The following is a 14788-nucleotide window of genomic DNA, read 5'->3' as shown; positions in this document are numbered from 1 at the left end:
TCTTTCTCTTAATTAAAAAGGAGAATCTCCTGATACAGTTATACCCATAGATCTAGCTGTTCCAGCAACCATACTCATTGCAGACTCCATAGTGAATGCATTTAAGTCTGGCATCTTGTCTTCAGCAATAGCTCTAATTTGTTCCCAAGTAACACTAGCTACTTTTTTACGATTAGGCTCACCAGAACCAGATTTTAGCTTTGCAGCTTCCATTAACTGAACTGCTGCTGGAGGAGTTTTTACAACAAAATCAAATGATTTGTCTTTATACACAGTAATTTGTACTGGGCATATTTTGCCGGGTTTATCTTGAGTTCTAGCATTAAATTGCTTGCAAAACTCCATGATGTTTACCCCAGCAGCTCCTAAAGCAGGTCCAACCGGTGGCGATGGATTCGCAGCACCTCCCTTAACTTGTAGTTTAACTACCTTACTAATTTCTTTAGCCATTTTTTAAAAAATTTAACACCATAATCATTGGAAGCGATTATGATGGATATTATAGATGTAACAAAAATTATACTTTTTCAACTTGCATAAAACTTAATTCTAATGGTGTTTTTCTTCCGAAAATCTTAACCATTACTTCAAGTTTACGCTTTTCTTCATTTATTTTTTCAACGGTACCGTTGAAACCGTTAAATGGACCATCAACAACTTTTATAGTTTCTCCTATATTGAATGGGATAGAACGAGTGTCCGTATTAACAGCCAACTCATCCACTTTACCTAACATTCTGTTGACTTCAGAAACTCTCAATGGAACAGGCTCACCATTTTTGGTTTCACCTAAAAAACCAATAACACTTGTTATAGACTTAATAATATGAGGTATTTCTCCAATTAGGTTTGCTTCAATCATTACGTAACCAGGAAAATAAACTTTATCCTTGATTATTTTTTTCCCTTCCTTAACAGTAACCACTTTTTCAGTAGGAACCAGAACTTGCGAAACATAATCACCCATCCCTAATCTTGCGATCTCAGTTTCGATGTATGCTTTCACTTTATTCTCTTGTCCACTTACTGCTCTAACGACATACCACTTTTTTATACTATTATCTGCCATAACAAAAATTATGCTTTTATCCAGTTAAAAAATCCAGCTAAGGCTTTGGCGAAAATTTCATCAACTCCCCATGTTGCCAAAGCGAATACTACTGAAAAGACAGCCACAATAATTGTTAGACGTTGTACTTCAGCCCACTCAGGCCAAGTTACATTTGACTTTAATTCTTCGAATGCTTCCGATATATAATTAACAACTTTTGCCATTATGATTTAGTTTATTTGCACGGGCGGAGGGATTCGAACCCCCATCAACGGTTTTGGAGACCGCTATTCTACCCTTGAACTACGCCCGTTTGTTAAAAGCCAGCAACAACCTAGGTGTCACTGGCTTTATAATTTATTTAATAGGATTAAGCTACTATCTCAGTTACCTGACCAGCACCTACTGTTCTACCACCTTCACGGATAGCAAAACGTAAACCAACATTTAATGCAATTGCACTAAGCAATACTACATCAATAGTTAAGTTATCCCCAGGCATAACCATTTCTACACCTGCTGGCAAAGTAATGATACCTGTTACGTCAGTTGTACGTACGTAAAACTGTGGACGGTAATTATTATGAAATGGTGTGTGACGACCACCTTCTTCTTTTTTCAAGATATAAACCTCAGCTTTAAATGTCGCGTGTGGTTTAACTGAACCTGGCTTACAAATAACCATTCCTCTTTTGATGTCTTCTTTTTGAATACCTCTTAAAAGAATACCTACGTTATCTCCAGCTTCTCCTCTATCAAGGATTTTACGGAACATCTCAACTCCAGTAATAGTAGAAGTTAATTTTTCAGCTCCCATACCAATGATTTCAACTGGATCTCCTGTATTAGCAACTCCTGTTTCGATACGACCTGTAGCAACAGTTCCACGACCAGTAATTGAGAATACATCTTCAACAGGCATTAAGAAAGGTTTTGCAACATCTCTTATTGGCTCTTCGATCCAAGAATCTACAGCTTCCATCAATTCAAGAATTTTTGGTACCCAAACTGGATCATTGTTCAATCCACCTAAAGCAGAACCTTGAACAACTGGACCATTATCTCCATCATATTCGTAGAAAGATAACAAGTCTCTGATTTCCATCTCAACTAATTCAAGTAATTCCTCATCATCAACCATATCCACTTTATTCATGAATACAACCATTCTAGGAATACCAACCTGACGACCTAAAAGGATATGCTCACGTGTTTGTGGCATTGGTCCATCAGTAGCAGCAACAACAAGAATAGCACCATCCATCTGAGCAGCTCCAGTAACCATGTTCTTTACGTAATCCGCGTGACCTGGACAGTCAACGTGAGCGTAATGACGATTAGCAGTTTCATACTCAACGTGTGATGTATTAATTGTAATACCTCTTTCTTTTTCTTCTGGTGCATTATCAATTTGATCAAATGATTTTGCTTGACAGTAACCAGCATCAGATAACACTTTAGTTATCGCTGCAGTTAATGTAGTTTTTCCGTGATCCACGTGCCCAATTGTACCAATGTTTAAGTGGGGCTTGTTACGGTTAAAGGTTTCTTTTGCCATTTTACTTAATTTTTAATCTAGTTATATATTTAATTTCAATCTCCTACTTACTTGAGCCAATGTCGGGAATTGAACCCGAGACCTCTTCCTTACCAAGGAAGCACTCTACCCCTGAGCTACACCGGCAGAGTTTTAAACTTTAGATTCAAAAATCTAAATTTGTGGGGAGAGCAGGATTCGAACCTGCGAAGTTTACACAGCAGATTTACAGTCTGCCCTCGTTGGCCGCTTGAGTATCTCCCCTCTTTTCTTATTTTATTTCAGCTTATCAAAACCTCAGTTTTATTTTGAGCCGGCGGAGGGACTCGAACCCACGACCTGCTGATTACAAATCAGCTGCTCTAGCCAACTGAGCTACGCTGGCAAAATCAATAAAAAAAGTCCGCTATTTCTAACGGACTGCAAATGTATAGATTTTATCTCTCAATCAAAACATTTTTTAATAAAAAATTCATATTATATCTGCTCTCTTATTTTTTCTTTCTTTTTTACCAATAATCGCTCCAGAGATTCTATCGAAAGATCCACCGCTTCTTCAAAAGTTTTGCACTGCTTTTTCACCAAAAAATCATCGCCTGGAATATTTAATTTTATCTCGGCACATTTATTTTCCTTAACACTTGTCTTTTCAACTTTCAAAAAAACATCTGCTGATACTACTTTGTCATAGTACTTTTCTAATTTATCCATTCTTTCTTGAACAAAATCTACTAGCTTTTTGTCAACTGTAAAGTTAACTGCATGAATACTTACCTTCATAATCATTTTTTTTAATAGTTAAACACTTCATGAATTATTTTTTATTCCTTGGATGCGCCTCTTGGTACACTTTTTTTAGTTCAGACAAACTGTTATGCGTATAAATTTGAGTCGATGCCAGACTTGAATGACCTAACAATTCTTTCACTGAATTTAAATCGGCCCCATTGTTTAATAAATGAGTTGCAAACGTATGCCTCAATATATGCGGGCTTTTTTTTACCTTCTCTGACACTGTACTAAAGTAAGTATTTATTAATCGATACACAAAGGAATCGTTTAATTTTAACCCTTTTTTTGTGAGAAAAAAATATTCACTATCAACAATGGATTCCAGACACAATCGCTCTCTTACATACAACGAGAATTGCTCTGTAATTATTGGCAAAACGGGAAGTATTCTTTCTTTATTTCTTTTACCAAGCACCTTGATTGTATGGCCAGACAAATTAACATTGCTAATTTTAATGTGAATCAACTCCGTTCTACGCATTCCGGTAGTGTAAAATAAATCTATGATAAGCTTATTTCTAATTTCTTCAAAACCTACAGGACTTTGCATATGGCATAACACATCCAATACTTCTTTTTCAGAAAATGGAATTTGTAATATTTTTGGAGTCTTAAGCGCTTTATGCTTTAACAAAGGACTGACATCTATCTGTTTTATTTTTAATAGAAATTTATAAAATGCTTTTAGGGAGGCAATTTTTCTATTGACGGAGACATTTGACAAATTAGCATCCACAAGCGAAACAATCCAATTTCTAATTTGGCTGTAATTCACCTGCTCGACGTTTTCCTGATCAAAATGAAGTTTGTTGAATGTTTCGAAGTCTGTTAAATCATTCAAATACGCATTTACGGTATGTGGAGAATATTTTTTCTCTAATTGTAGATAATCTCGAAATGCGTCTTTAGTATTCATAAAAAAACCGTTAGCATCAAAGTTATAAAACTTTTAATGACTAACGGTAATTTATTTTAATAGATATTGACTAACTCTCTAAGTTATCTCTCATATTTTGGATATAAGCCGCTTTTTGAATTTTGATTCTATTTGTAACTGAAGGCTTAATAAAAGCAGTACGTGCTCTTAGTTGACGAACAGTTCCTGTTTTATCAAATTTTCTTTTGTAGCGTTTTAATGCTCTATCGATATTTTCTCCGTCTTTAATTGGTATAATTAACATAATATAGACACCCCCTTTCTTTAAGTGTGCAAAAGTAAACATTATTTTGACTTATGACTTACGAATTGTCAATTTATTTTTGGTGTGCCGGCAAATACACTATTTGAGTCCAAAATAACATTCCGTTTTGCCGTCAGGCTATTCGTTGCAATCTTTTACTCCGCAAGGCTTCGTAAAAGGATTTCCACTACTATCCTTCACACAAAAAAAGAGTCAATAACAAATTGACTCTTTTTTAAAATTTATGATTTCTTACACTTTCAATAAATCCCATACAAGCACAGCTTGTAAAACATTTGCAATTTAATAGAATCTAACAAGTTCAAAACAAACCAACATAACATAAAAACATGTGGTCATCAATGATTTTTTTTTATTTTGATTGTGCTACTATTTCACCGCTGGCTTATAATCTTGTTTATCAATTATCATTTTTGCTAATATCTCCTTAAGAATTTCTGAAGTTCCACCACCGATTGGTCCTAAGCGACTGTCTCTAAACAAACGTGCTAAAGGATATTCTTCCATATAACCATAACCTCCCAGCATTTGTAAACAACTGTAAATTGTTTCATCAGCAACTTTCGTAGATTTTAATTTAGCCATAGTTGCCTCTTTAACTACATATTCTCCTTTGTCTAATCGCGCTACAGCAGCATAATTAAAGACTTTACAATGCTCTACTTCTGTTGCATGTTCAACTATAGTATGTCTCAAGGCCTGAAACTTATTTATTTTTTTTCCAAAAGCCTCGCGATGCGACATGTATTCAATTGTGTAATCAATTGCATACTCCGCTCTTGCATGAGCATTTATAGCCATAATCAAACGCTCCAAAGCAAAATGTTGCATAATATATGGGAACCCTTTTCCTTCTTCTCCCATCAAATTCTCTACCGGAATTTCCACGTTATCAAATGCTATTTCTGCAGTATCTGAAGCTCTCCAGCCTAACTTATCAAGTTTAACAGCAGAAACACCTTTCAAGTTGCTATCCATCAAAAAGATACTTATTCCTTTATTCCCAAGCTCGGGACTTGTTTTTGCAGCAACGATATAATAATCTGCATAAATACCGTTCGTAATGAATGTTTTAGAACCATTGATAATATATTTATCTCCTTTTCTTACTGCATTAGTACGCATACCAGCAACATCACTACCGCCAAATGGTTCTGTTATACACAACGCACCTATTTTTTCCCCAGCAATACTTGGAGCTAAATAATCTTGTTTTATTCTTTCGTCACCTTCTGCGTTCAAATGGGTCATAGCTAAATAAGAATGTGCCCACATAGCAGCCGCAAAACCAGATGATTTAATTTTTTGAAGTTCTTCTAAAAAAATAACGGTATAAAATAAATCTAAATTCAATCCGCCATAAGCCTCCGGATAGCCTATTCCGAAAAAGCCCATTTCTCCAAACTTTTTCCATATAAAGCGTTCAATAGTGCCTGTTTTCTCCCATTTTTCAATATGAGGCACGACTTCTTTTTGTAAAAAATCTTTTAAACTGTTTCTAAATGATTGATGTTCTTCTGTAAAATAAATTGAATTCATATAACTAGTATTTTCTTTAACAAATTTAAGTGATTGAAACAAAAAGCAGCAGCTTTCTATTTCAGATATAAGTTTTTTTTAAGTTTCACAATAAAGCGACAGTTTTAAAAAAATGTACTACAAAACATCCATTTTGCAGTAATTTAAACAATTTTAACGCAGCAAATTATAAACTTCTAATTAAAGTCCAAATATAAGGCAATTATCTTTGCTTTATCAACAGAAAAACCCTTAATTTTTGTTAAATCCTCAATATTTTTAATATCTCCGTTCATACTTCTATACGTTACAATTTCTTTTGCCAACGGGTATCTGAAGTATGAAAATTGAGAAAGTTCCTTTAATGAAGCGTTATTAATATCTATTTTTTTAATTTTTGGTTGCGCTAAAACTTTGAAATGAGTATTCAAGTTGGCAATAACCTCAGGAGATAATCCCCAAACGTCATTCATCTGTTCCATAGAAACAAAACCTCCAAGACTTTCTTTTAGCTTTAAAATACGAAGTGAAATAGCCTCTCCTATTCCGTATATTTTTATTAGATTTTCCTGTGTAGCCTCATTGATATCGATAAAGACTATTTTTTCCTTTTTGGTGAAAGCCATATTTGGATATTTTTCATAGACTTTAAACTGTTTTTTATTATTAACCCAATCCGGAAACTTGAAAAACGGAGCCATCACATTTAACAAAGAATCAGAAATTTGTGTTACCTGCTGAAATTCTTTAGACGAATTAACGTATTTATTTTCTTTTCTAAAAGCAAAAAGTCGATCTAATTCTTTAACAGACATTCCCAGTTTGTATCCTTTATAGTCTGTGATGAAATTTGGATTGAAAAGATAAATTTTAGGAGATTCGGTTTTACGATCCATTTTCATGGAATCAATTTGAGATTGAAGTGACAGCCATTTCCGTTTCTCTGGAAAGTCTTTTGCCAAAACACTAAAATCAACATAAAAATAAAGCAGCTGTAAAACGACAATAATTGCAACTAATACAAAAATACCTTTACGTTGCTCTCGTGTAAAATTAAAATATTCATTTATTGTATTAAATGCCATTCGAATTAATTAAATCTAACAAATTGATTTTTGCGAACTTTAAAAATAGGAAATATTTTAGGACTCACCAATCACTTTAAACAATATTTAGAAAGTCCACTCAAAATTGTTATTACGAACCACTTAAACCTTCAAATTTATGGGTAGAAAAAAAGCTTACCTCCTAATTACATCTCAAAAAAAATTAAAATCACAGTTTTAACAACTTAAAACTTAATTATTGTTTTTATTTTTTATAAAAAAGAATACATTTGGACCTTAATAACAAAAAAAACCATAAAACATGTCTATTTGGAAAAGAAAACCATTGGCTCAGCTTTTAGCAGAAGCAGCCGATTCTGAAAAGGGATTAAAAAGAACACTAACCGCTTGGTCATTAATCGCATTAGGAATTGGCGCCATTATAGGTGCAGGATTATTTGTAAGAACTGCCATGGCTGCCTCACAAAATGCAGGGCCATCAGTAACAATAGCATTTATTGTTGCAGCAATTGGATGCGCCTTAGCTGGATTATGCTATGCTGAACTATCTTCTTCAATTCCAATTTCGGGTAGTGCTTATACGTATACTTATGCCACCATGGGTGAATTTTTAGCCTGGATTATTGGTTGGGATTTAATCCTTGAATATGCTGTAGGAGCTGCAACGGTAGGAATCGCCTGGAGTGAATATCTAAACAATTTGCTGATTAATGTGCTCCATATGAGTCCAATTCCTTATTCTCTTTCTCATTCACCATTTCAATCAGATTTGGTAACTGGAGAACATGGAATAATCAACTTACCCGCTTTATTTATTGTCGCGGTTATCAGTTTATTATTGATAAAAGGAATTCAAGAATCAGCTTTTGTAAACGGAATCATCGTAGTTGTAAAAGTTGTTATTGTAATATTAATTATTGTTGTTGGTTGGAATTTTATTAATCCAGCAAATCATACACCTTATATCCCAGCAAGTTCAATTTTTACAGATGAACATGGTATCGATCATAATTTTGGTGGTTTTTGGGGAATAATTGGAGCTGCAGGAACTGTGTTTTTTGCCTTTATTGGTTTTGACGCCGTAAGTACTGCTGCACAAGAAACTAAAAACCCTAAAAGAAATATGCCCATAGGGATATTAGGATCACTTGCAGTTTGTACCGTGTTATACATCCTTTTTGCTCATGTATTGACTGGAGTAGCCACAGTAGATGATTTTAGAACTGGTGGAAAAGAAGCTTCTGTAGCTTTTGCAATCAATAAATATATGATCGGTTATGCGTGGTTAGGTCAATTAGTAACTATTGCCATATTAGCAGGATTCTCATCTGTGATTTTAGTGATGTTATTAGGACAATCCAGAGTATTTTATGCTATGGGTAAAGATGGTTTATTACCAAAAGCATTCAGCGATTTGCATTCAAAATACAAAACTCCATATAAAGCAAATATTGCAATTTTAGTAATTGTTGGATTATTTGCAGCCTTTATTCCAGGAGATATTGTAGGAGATATGACCAGTATAGGAACGTTATTTGCATTTTCACTTGTATGTGTATCTGTTATAATTCTTAGAAAAAAAGAACCAAATATGGTAAGAGAATTCAAAACGCCATGGGTGCCTTTAGTTCCAATTTTAGGGGTTATCACTTGCGTATTGATGATGGCAGGTTTAGGTTGGACAAACTGGCTAAGACTTTTCGCTTGGATGGCTATAGGTGTAATAATCTATTTTGTTTATGGTAAAAAGAATAGCGTATTGAACAATCCAAAAGAATAATTTTCTTTAAATAAATTAAAAAGGGACTATAAAGCGCATTAGCTTTATAGTCCCTTTTTTTATATTTTGGTTTCGATTACAAGTCGAAAACCGATGTGCGTTTGGCTCGAATTAAATCTTTCAAGCGGATCCAAAAAGCCAACGTCAAATACACTGCAAACCACAATCCTGCAGTAACAAACGACAAGTATATAAAAAACAACCTTACACTACTCGCTCGCATTCCTAATGTGTCAGCCAAACGTGAAGAAACATGAAAACCATGTTTTTCAAAAAAGAATTTTAGTTTTATTATCGCAGACATTTTGATGAATTGTAAGTTACCGGCAAAATTACGAAATTTTATAGTTATCTCATTTCTAATTGCTTTTTAATAATTCCATCCCCACAGCGCACTCCAAACATTTACTTTTATTGCAATATTCATTTTTGAGTTGTAGAAGCGATTGCGTTTCAAAAGCATTCTTCGATTTTATTCCAAAAGAAGAAAATTTATCTATAATTGCATTTTTTTCGGGAGCGACCTCATTTACCAAACATATTAAATCTTCAGAAACTTCCTTTCCCTGACTTTTTGCGTAAGCAAACTGAAGCGGAATTATTGTATTTATTACAAGTAAATCGATAAATGATTTCGAAAGTGCTTTCTTTTTCTTTGGACTATCTTTATCAAACTGATAATGATTTTGCCAATATTCAGAAGCAGAAACTTCAAATATCCTATAAGTATCCATTAATGAGCTTACAGTGCTGATTTTTGAAAATAAATTCTGCTGAGTATGGTATAAAGTAGCTAATTGAGACAATCGGATTGTTGGAAAATTATCTGGTCGGTGCTTAAAAAACTGCACTGGTTCAATGAAATTTTTCTCTATCTGGTATTTATGTAATAGGTAGTAATACCGAAATTTTAAATCTTTAAAATAATTATCTTCTTTTTCTGAATCCAATAAACCAGCCGTGCCCAAAAGCAATGCTTCTAAATTTTCGACTTCAAAACTTTCTTTCCTTATTATCGAAAAAGGGATCAAATGAGCAATTTTCATAAAAATTTCTCCATTGGTATTCAGCCCGAAATTTTTCGCTAAAAGGATAAATAAAACAGCCTCCCAATCCGAATTTGTTTGCTCTAATAAATCAAATATTGGTTTTGATTTCCTTTCTAATCGTTCAAAAAACAACCGTTCCTGCCAGTTTTTAAAAGTAAATTGGTTGATGTCTTTTAGTTGCTTTTCGCAAAAAATCCATGATTTTGGAGACAATAAAGATTGGTAATTAGCTACCGTTGCTTTTTCAACATATTTTTTGAGTTCCAATACCGGAATTTCAGTGTTATTGCTTCTGAAAATCTCAGTGTCATGTTCCCAAACGACGTGGAGAATTACGTTTTCATATGCCGAATCTCTCTCATGATGATGCACATACCAATCCGAAGATTTAAGGTGAATCTCCACATTTCCAGCCCATTTTTGATTGCCAATTGTAATTTGGGCGTTGAAAAAATCAGGACCGGCTAGTTCCAAATATTGTCCTACACTTATGATTGTGATTTCCTCTTCGTTCGAAGTTTTCAAATTTATGGTATCAAACTTTTTGAATTTCCACAGGTAATGGAGAAAATCTTCTTTCATTTTTAAGACTATTTTGATTATTGATAAAAAGAGGAACAACTAATATACTAAAATATACAATAACTCTTACCTTTTTACAAAATCAATTTTAGACCAAAAAGCCAAATCTAACGTAACAAATACAATTTGGCGCAAGCACGAGCATCAGATAAAGCTTCATGATGATTGAGCTGGATTTTCATTTCACGGCAACAATCACTTAATTTGGTTGGTTTTAATCCTTTGGCTTTATAAATTTTCACGGTACATTCCCAACGAGAAGCAATATTCAAATCGGCGTAATCCAAACCATAAAGTGCCATCGATTTAGCCAAAACGTTTCTGTCAAAACTTTCGTTATGAGCTACAACTACTCTATTTTGCAGGCGTTTCTTGATTTCTGGAAATACTTGCGCAAAGGTTTTTGCATTTATGGTATCTCGCGGATAAATTCCATGTACTTGTATGGTAAAATGGGAATATAAATTATTTGGGGTTTTTATCAGGCTTACAAATTCATCGACAATCACTCCGTTTTCAACAGTAATAATCCCCACAGAACAAGGATGGAATGCAGTTGCAGTTTCAAAATCTATTGCTGTAAAATTCATTGCTTTGCGTTATTTAAGTGTAAAGAAAAACACGAATTTCACCTTCAAAAACAGTGAAATTCGTGCTGTATAATTTAATATTTGTGGCTGAAAATCTATTTTATCGAACCAATAATATCATATTTTGTGATAATATGATGTTTTCCATTTCCTAAATCAACCAAAACGGCTTGATTGTCTTTGGTGAATAGTTTTGAAACTTCTTCTATAGCTGTCCCAAGTTTAACAATTGGGTATGGTTTACCCATAACTTCCCTAATTGGTTTATCGGCTACATCTTTGTCCGAAACATAGCTTTGAAACAAATCAGATTCATCAACAGAACCAACAAATCCTGTAATATCAATCACTGGTATTTGAGAGATTTTATATTTACGCATACGTTCAATAGCATGAGAAACTAATTCTTCCGTACGAACAATTACTAATGGTTTATCGATATGATCTTTGATAACATCTTCGGCCTTTGTAATTTCTTCATCAAGAAAACCTCTTTCACGCATCCAGTCATCATTGAACATTTTACCCACATAACGACTTCCTGAATCGTGGAATAAAACCACAACTACATCTTCTGGTTTGAAATGTTCTTTAAGCTGCAACAATCCTTTTATAGCTGCACCTGCTGAATTTCCAACAAAGATACCTTCTTCAAGAGCTATTTTACGAGTATAAACTGCGGCGTCTTTATCGGTTACTTTTGTAAATCCATCTATCACGGAGAAGTCTACATTTTCTGGCAAAATGTCCTCACCAATTCCTTCTGTGATGTAGGAATAGATTTCATTTTCGTCGAATATTCCTGTTTCATGATATTTTTTAAATACGGAACCATAGGTATCAATTCCCCAAATTTTAATGTTCGGATTTTTCTCTTTCAAGTATTTTCCAACACCAGAAATTGTTCCTCCAGTCCCCACACCAGAAACAAAATGAGTGATTTTTCCATCGGTTTGTTCCCAAATTTCAGGTCCTGTTTGTTCGTAATGCGCAATTGCATTTGATGGATTATCATATTGATTTACATACCAGGAATTAGGTGTTTCTTCCGCCAGTCTTTTTGAAACCGAATAATAAGAACGTGGATCTGTTGGCTCCACATCAGTAGGGCATACGACCACTTTTGCGCCTACTGCACGAAGGATATCCATTTTCTCTTTGGATTGCTTGTCAGAAATCACACAAATCAATTTGTATCCTTTTATAATAGCGACTAAAGCTAATCCCATTCCTGTATTTCCTGAAGTTCCTTCAATAATAGTTCCTCCTGGCTTTAATCGACCATCGGCTTCAGCATCAGCAATCATTTTTACTGCCATTCTGTCTTTTACTGAATTTCCCGGATTGAAAGTCTCCACTTTAGCAAGTACTAATGCATCCACACCAGCAACCACTTTATTAAGTTTTACTAATGGCGTATTCCCTATGGTGCCTAATATATTTTCTGAGTATTTCATATGAGTTTGTATGTTTACCGAAATCTGTTTATGATGCAAAGATAGAATTAAAAAAATGTTTGGCAATTAGCAAATTCCTACCTTTTTAGCCCTGATGGTCCCGATCCCGATACCTCGGGCGGCATCCTCGCAACGGAGTGGAGAGATATAGCTGATAGCAGGAAATATCACTGCTAAAATGCCTAAGCTTTCGCTCCTAAAATTAATTGAAGAAATTCCAAACTAACCCAAAACGGATTGTAAAATCACGATACGGATTGTTAGGTGACGAATAAAAATTATTTCCTGTCAACGAAGAATTGAAGTGTTCTGCTTTGAAATAAATTCGGGTTCTTTGAATTTTTGCATTAATGAAAAAATCAAGGTTTGGATAATTGCCTATTTCTTTTTTGTTTTGAACAAAAAATTCTCCAATTACAGGATTGTACTCATTTCCTAGGTATTTAGTGAAATAATTCAGTGAGATACCAGTTTGCAGAAATAATGCATTCTTTTTGAAAAAATAATTAGAGTAGTAAAAAGTATTTCTCGTTACAATTTGAGGAACGTTTAGGATTTTGTCCTGTTGACCCACTTTTTGATATAAAATAGAATTATCTAAAGCAAAATTCCCAAAATTAAATTCTCTGCTGGCTTTTATGGATAGATAATTTATGGTTTTGTCGTATTGTGCTGGCGCAATTATTTGGGTACGGGCCAATATTTGGGCATCTGTAGAAACATCTGCAAAATAAAGGTGATCGTTTAATATCGAATATTGGAGCGACGCGTTAACCCAAGGAGTCACGGCATTAGCTGATACAGAATTTATTTTTTCATTCTTGAAATCATTAGACCAATTGTACTGGACGTAACTACTTTGATACAAATCATAGTTGTTATTTGGCAACTTGTTTATATTTTGATATGAAAATGTTAATTCCGTTTCATCATTGTAATCGTATTTCAACTTGGCGTCTAAATTCGACAAAGATTGATTTGTAACGGATCTTGAATATAAAAATTTCCCATTCCACTTATTTTTTTGATACTCATATTGACCGCCAACATTGTTTATATTTTGGCTCAAAGAACTTGGAACTGTTTTATTGTCAAAAATCAAAATCTGATTGTAGAAATAGTTTGATCTAAAATCTTCTGCAAAAAACTGAAATTTCCCGAGAGTCGTGTTTTCGTAAATCAACCCCACTTTATTATACATTTTATTATAATGGGTTTGATCGTTGATCCCGCTGCCTACAAAAGAAGCACCAAAGCGATAAACAGTTTGAGAACCAACATTGGAAGGAACTGTAGCCTGATTGTATTCGAAAAATTTATTTTCGTAATTGAATTGGTGCGCTATAAATAAATTATTAGCTCCTTTGGTAGGATTAATTCTAAAATTGTGATCTACAAAAATTCTTTTACCCTTAAGAAATGATTTAGCATCGTTTAAAAAAACTTCTAATCTTTGTCTATTATTAAAATTTGGGTCTTCACTTTCAAAATCATTATTTGTGGTGATTCCCCCATTTTCTTGATTTAAAATGTCTTGATAGGTGTAATGCGCATTGGAATAATACCGCTTGTTTTTAGTATTATAACTCACGGTAAATCTAAAATTCCCCGTGCTTGCTAATTGATTTATGTATTGTCCCTCAGAGCGCAATCCTTTATAAGCAATAGAAAAATTAAGATTTTCAGAAGTATTTAAAGTAATAAATGAATCTGCCGACTGTCCTTTTTTGATAGTCGTCTTAAAATACAATTCAGTTATAGGAGTTGCAACAGAGTAGTATCGTATTTGGTTTGCTTCCAAAAAATTGAAATGTTTCGCTTTGAAACCAAACTCAGGAAAAGCAGAAAAATCAGTTAAACTATATTGAAGGGTGTTGTAGGTTTGACCATCATTTGCAAAAGCTAACAGTCCAAAAGTATCATTTCTCAAATAGCTATGGCTGTACTCTCTCTTAATGGTAAGTGAGGTGTCAATATAAGTGGTATCACGGTCTATCGTAATTACACGATACAAATCGATTGTGGCAATTTTTTGCTTTTTTGTTGTGTCGGATTGTTGTTGATATTTACTATTGGAATTAAAGTCCTTACTATTTTTAACTTGAGAAAACAGCAACTTAGGGACTGCTAGAAAAATTAGAAAAAAGAAAATCCTCATTTGAA

The 14788-nt window shown here is 33.9% G+C and carries 15 protein-coding genes and 4 tRNA genes; 1 reads left to right on the top strand and 18 read right to left on the bottom strand.

The window, feature by feature from the left end:
- Positions 1–12: 12 nt before the first annotated feature.
- From rplK to H4V97_RS13220, 13 genes are all read right to left on the bottom strand, one after another.
- Entirely contained in the window at positions 13–450 is a 438-nt protein-coding gene (gene rplK, locus H4V97_RS13280) for a 50S ribosomal protein L11 (protein ID WP_035619182.1), read from the bottom strand.
- Positions 451–517: 67 nt separating this feature from the next.
- A complete protein-coding gene (nusG, locus tag H4V97_RS13275; RefSeq protein ID WP_196849894.1) occupies positions 518–1069 on the bottom strand; it encodes a transcription termination/antitermination protein NusG in 552 nt (183 codons plus the stop codon).
- An 8-nt stretch (positions 1070–1077) separates the two neighbouring features.
- Positions 1078–1275 carry a preprotein translocase subunit SecE gene (gene secE, locus H4V97_RS13270; RefSeq protein ID WP_209549953.1) on the bottom strand — a complete coding sequence of 66 codons (198 nt, stop codon included), beginning with the start codon at positions 1273–1275 and terminating at the stop codon, positions 1078–1080.
- Positions 1276–1293: 18 nt separating this feature from the next.
- A tRNA-Trp gene (locus tag H4V97_RS13265) sits at positions 1294–1364 on the bottom strand.
- Positions 1365–1421: 57 nt separating this feature from the next.
- Positions 1422–2609: an elongation factor Tu gene (tuf, locus tag H4V97_RS13260; RefSeq protein WP_196849892.1), complete on the bottom strand. Its 1188-nt coding sequence runs from the start codon at positions 2607–2609 to the stop codon at positions 1422–1424.
- Between the two features lie 54 nt (positions 2610–2663).
- Positions 2664–2735 (bottom strand) — tRNA-Thr (locus H4V97_RS13255).
- Positions 2736–2771: 36 nt separating this feature from the next.
- Positions 2772–2852: transfer RNA gene (locus tag H4V97_RS13250), tRNA-Tyr, on the bottom strand.
- 47 nt (positions 2853–2899) lie between these two features.
- Positions 2900–2973: transfer RNA gene (locus tag H4V97_RS13245), tRNA-Thr, on the bottom strand.
- 92 nt (positions 2974–3065) lie between these two features.
- A complete protein-coding gene (gene hpf, locus H4V97_RS13240; protein ID WP_196849891.1) occupies positions 3066–3368 on the bottom strand; it encodes a ribosome hibernation-promoting factor, HPF/YfiA family in 303 nt (100 codons plus the stop codon).
- A 34-nt stretch (positions 3369–3402) separates the two neighbouring features.
- The gene (locus H4V97_RS13235) at positions 3403–4296 is read right to left on the bottom strand and encodes a tyrosine-type recombinase/integrase (protein ID WP_209549952.1); all 894 of its coding nucleotides are present in this window, start codon (positions 4294–4296) and stop codon (positions 3403–3405) included.
- Between the two features lie 70 nt (positions 4297–4366).
- Positions 4367–4561 carry a 30S ribosomal protein S21 gene (gene rpsU, locus H4V97_RS13230; RefSeq protein ID WP_035670421.1) on the bottom strand — a complete coding sequence of 65 codons (195 nt, stop codon included), beginning with the start codon at positions 4559–4561 and terminating at the stop codon, positions 4367–4369.
- Between the two features lie 390 nt (positions 4562–4951).
- The gene (locus H4V97_RS13225; protein WP_209549951.1) at positions 4952–6121 is read right to left on the bottom strand and encodes an acyl-CoA dehydrogenase family protein; all 1170 of its coding nucleotides are present in this window, start codon (positions 6119–6121) and stop codon (positions 4952–4954) included.
- A 176-nt stretch (positions 6122–6297) separates the two neighbouring features.
- Positions 6298–7185, bottom strand: a complete 888-nt coding sequence (locus H4V97_RS13220; RefSeq protein WP_196849888.1) for a ComEA family DNA-binding protein — start codon at positions 7183–7185, stop codon at positions 6298–6300.
- Positions 7186–7468: 283 nt separating this feature from the next.
- Here H4V97_RS13220 and H4V97_RS13215 point away from each other — a divergent pair, with 283 nt between their 5' ends.
- Positions 7469–8947 (top strand): amino acid permease, encoded by a 1479-nt coding sequence (locus H4V97_RS13215; protein ID WP_209549950.1) that lies wholly within the window; start codon positions 7469–7471, stop codon positions 8945–8947.
- A gap of 76 nt (positions 8948–9023) precedes the next feature.
- Here the strand turns inward: H4V97_RS13215 and H4V97_RS13210 are convergent, their stop codons facing one another.
- The 5 genes from H4V97_RS13210 to H4V97_RS13190 all read right to left on the bottom strand — a co-directional run bounded on the left by H4V97_RS13210 (position 9024) and on the right by H4V97_RS13190 (position 14783).
- Positions 9024–9251, bottom strand: coding sequence for a PspC family transcriptional regulator (locus H4V97_RS13210; protein ID WP_066082307.1), 228 nt, complete (start codon positions 9249–9251; stop codon positions 9024–9026).
- 55 nt (positions 9252–9306) lie between these two features.
- A complete protein-coding gene (locus tag H4V97_RS13205; protein ID WP_209549949.1) occupies positions 9307–10578 on the bottom strand; it encodes a DUF2851 family protein in 1272 nt (423 codons plus the stop codon).
- Between the two features lie 107 nt (positions 10579–10685).
- The gene (locus H4V97_RS13200; protein WP_209549948.1) at positions 10686–11168 is read right to left on the bottom strand and encodes a 3'-5' exonuclease; all 483 of its coding nucleotides are present in this window, start codon (positions 11166–11168) and stop codon (positions 10686–10688) included.
- Positions 11169–11263: 95 nt separating this feature from the next.
- Positions 11264–12625, bottom strand: a complete 1362-nt coding sequence (locus H4V97_RS13195; RefSeq protein ID WP_196849884.1) for a pyridoxal-phosphate dependent enzyme — start codon at positions 12623–12625, stop codon at positions 11264–11266.
- Between the two features lie 202 nt (positions 12626–12827).
- Positions 12828–14783, bottom strand: coding sequence for a putative porin (locus H4V97_RS13190; RefSeq protein WP_209549947.1), 1956 nt, complete (start codon positions 14781–14783; stop codon positions 12828–12830).
- Between the last annotated feature and the right edge of the window lie 5 nt (positions 14784–14788).

Source organism: Flavobacterium sp. CG_23.5, from assembly GCF_017875765.1.
In the GTDB taxonomy this organism is placed as follows: Bacteria; Bacteroidota; Bacteroidia; order Flavobacteriales; family Flavobacteriaceae; genus Flavobacterium.
This window is presented reverse-complemented; position numbering and strand designations above follow the sequence as displayed.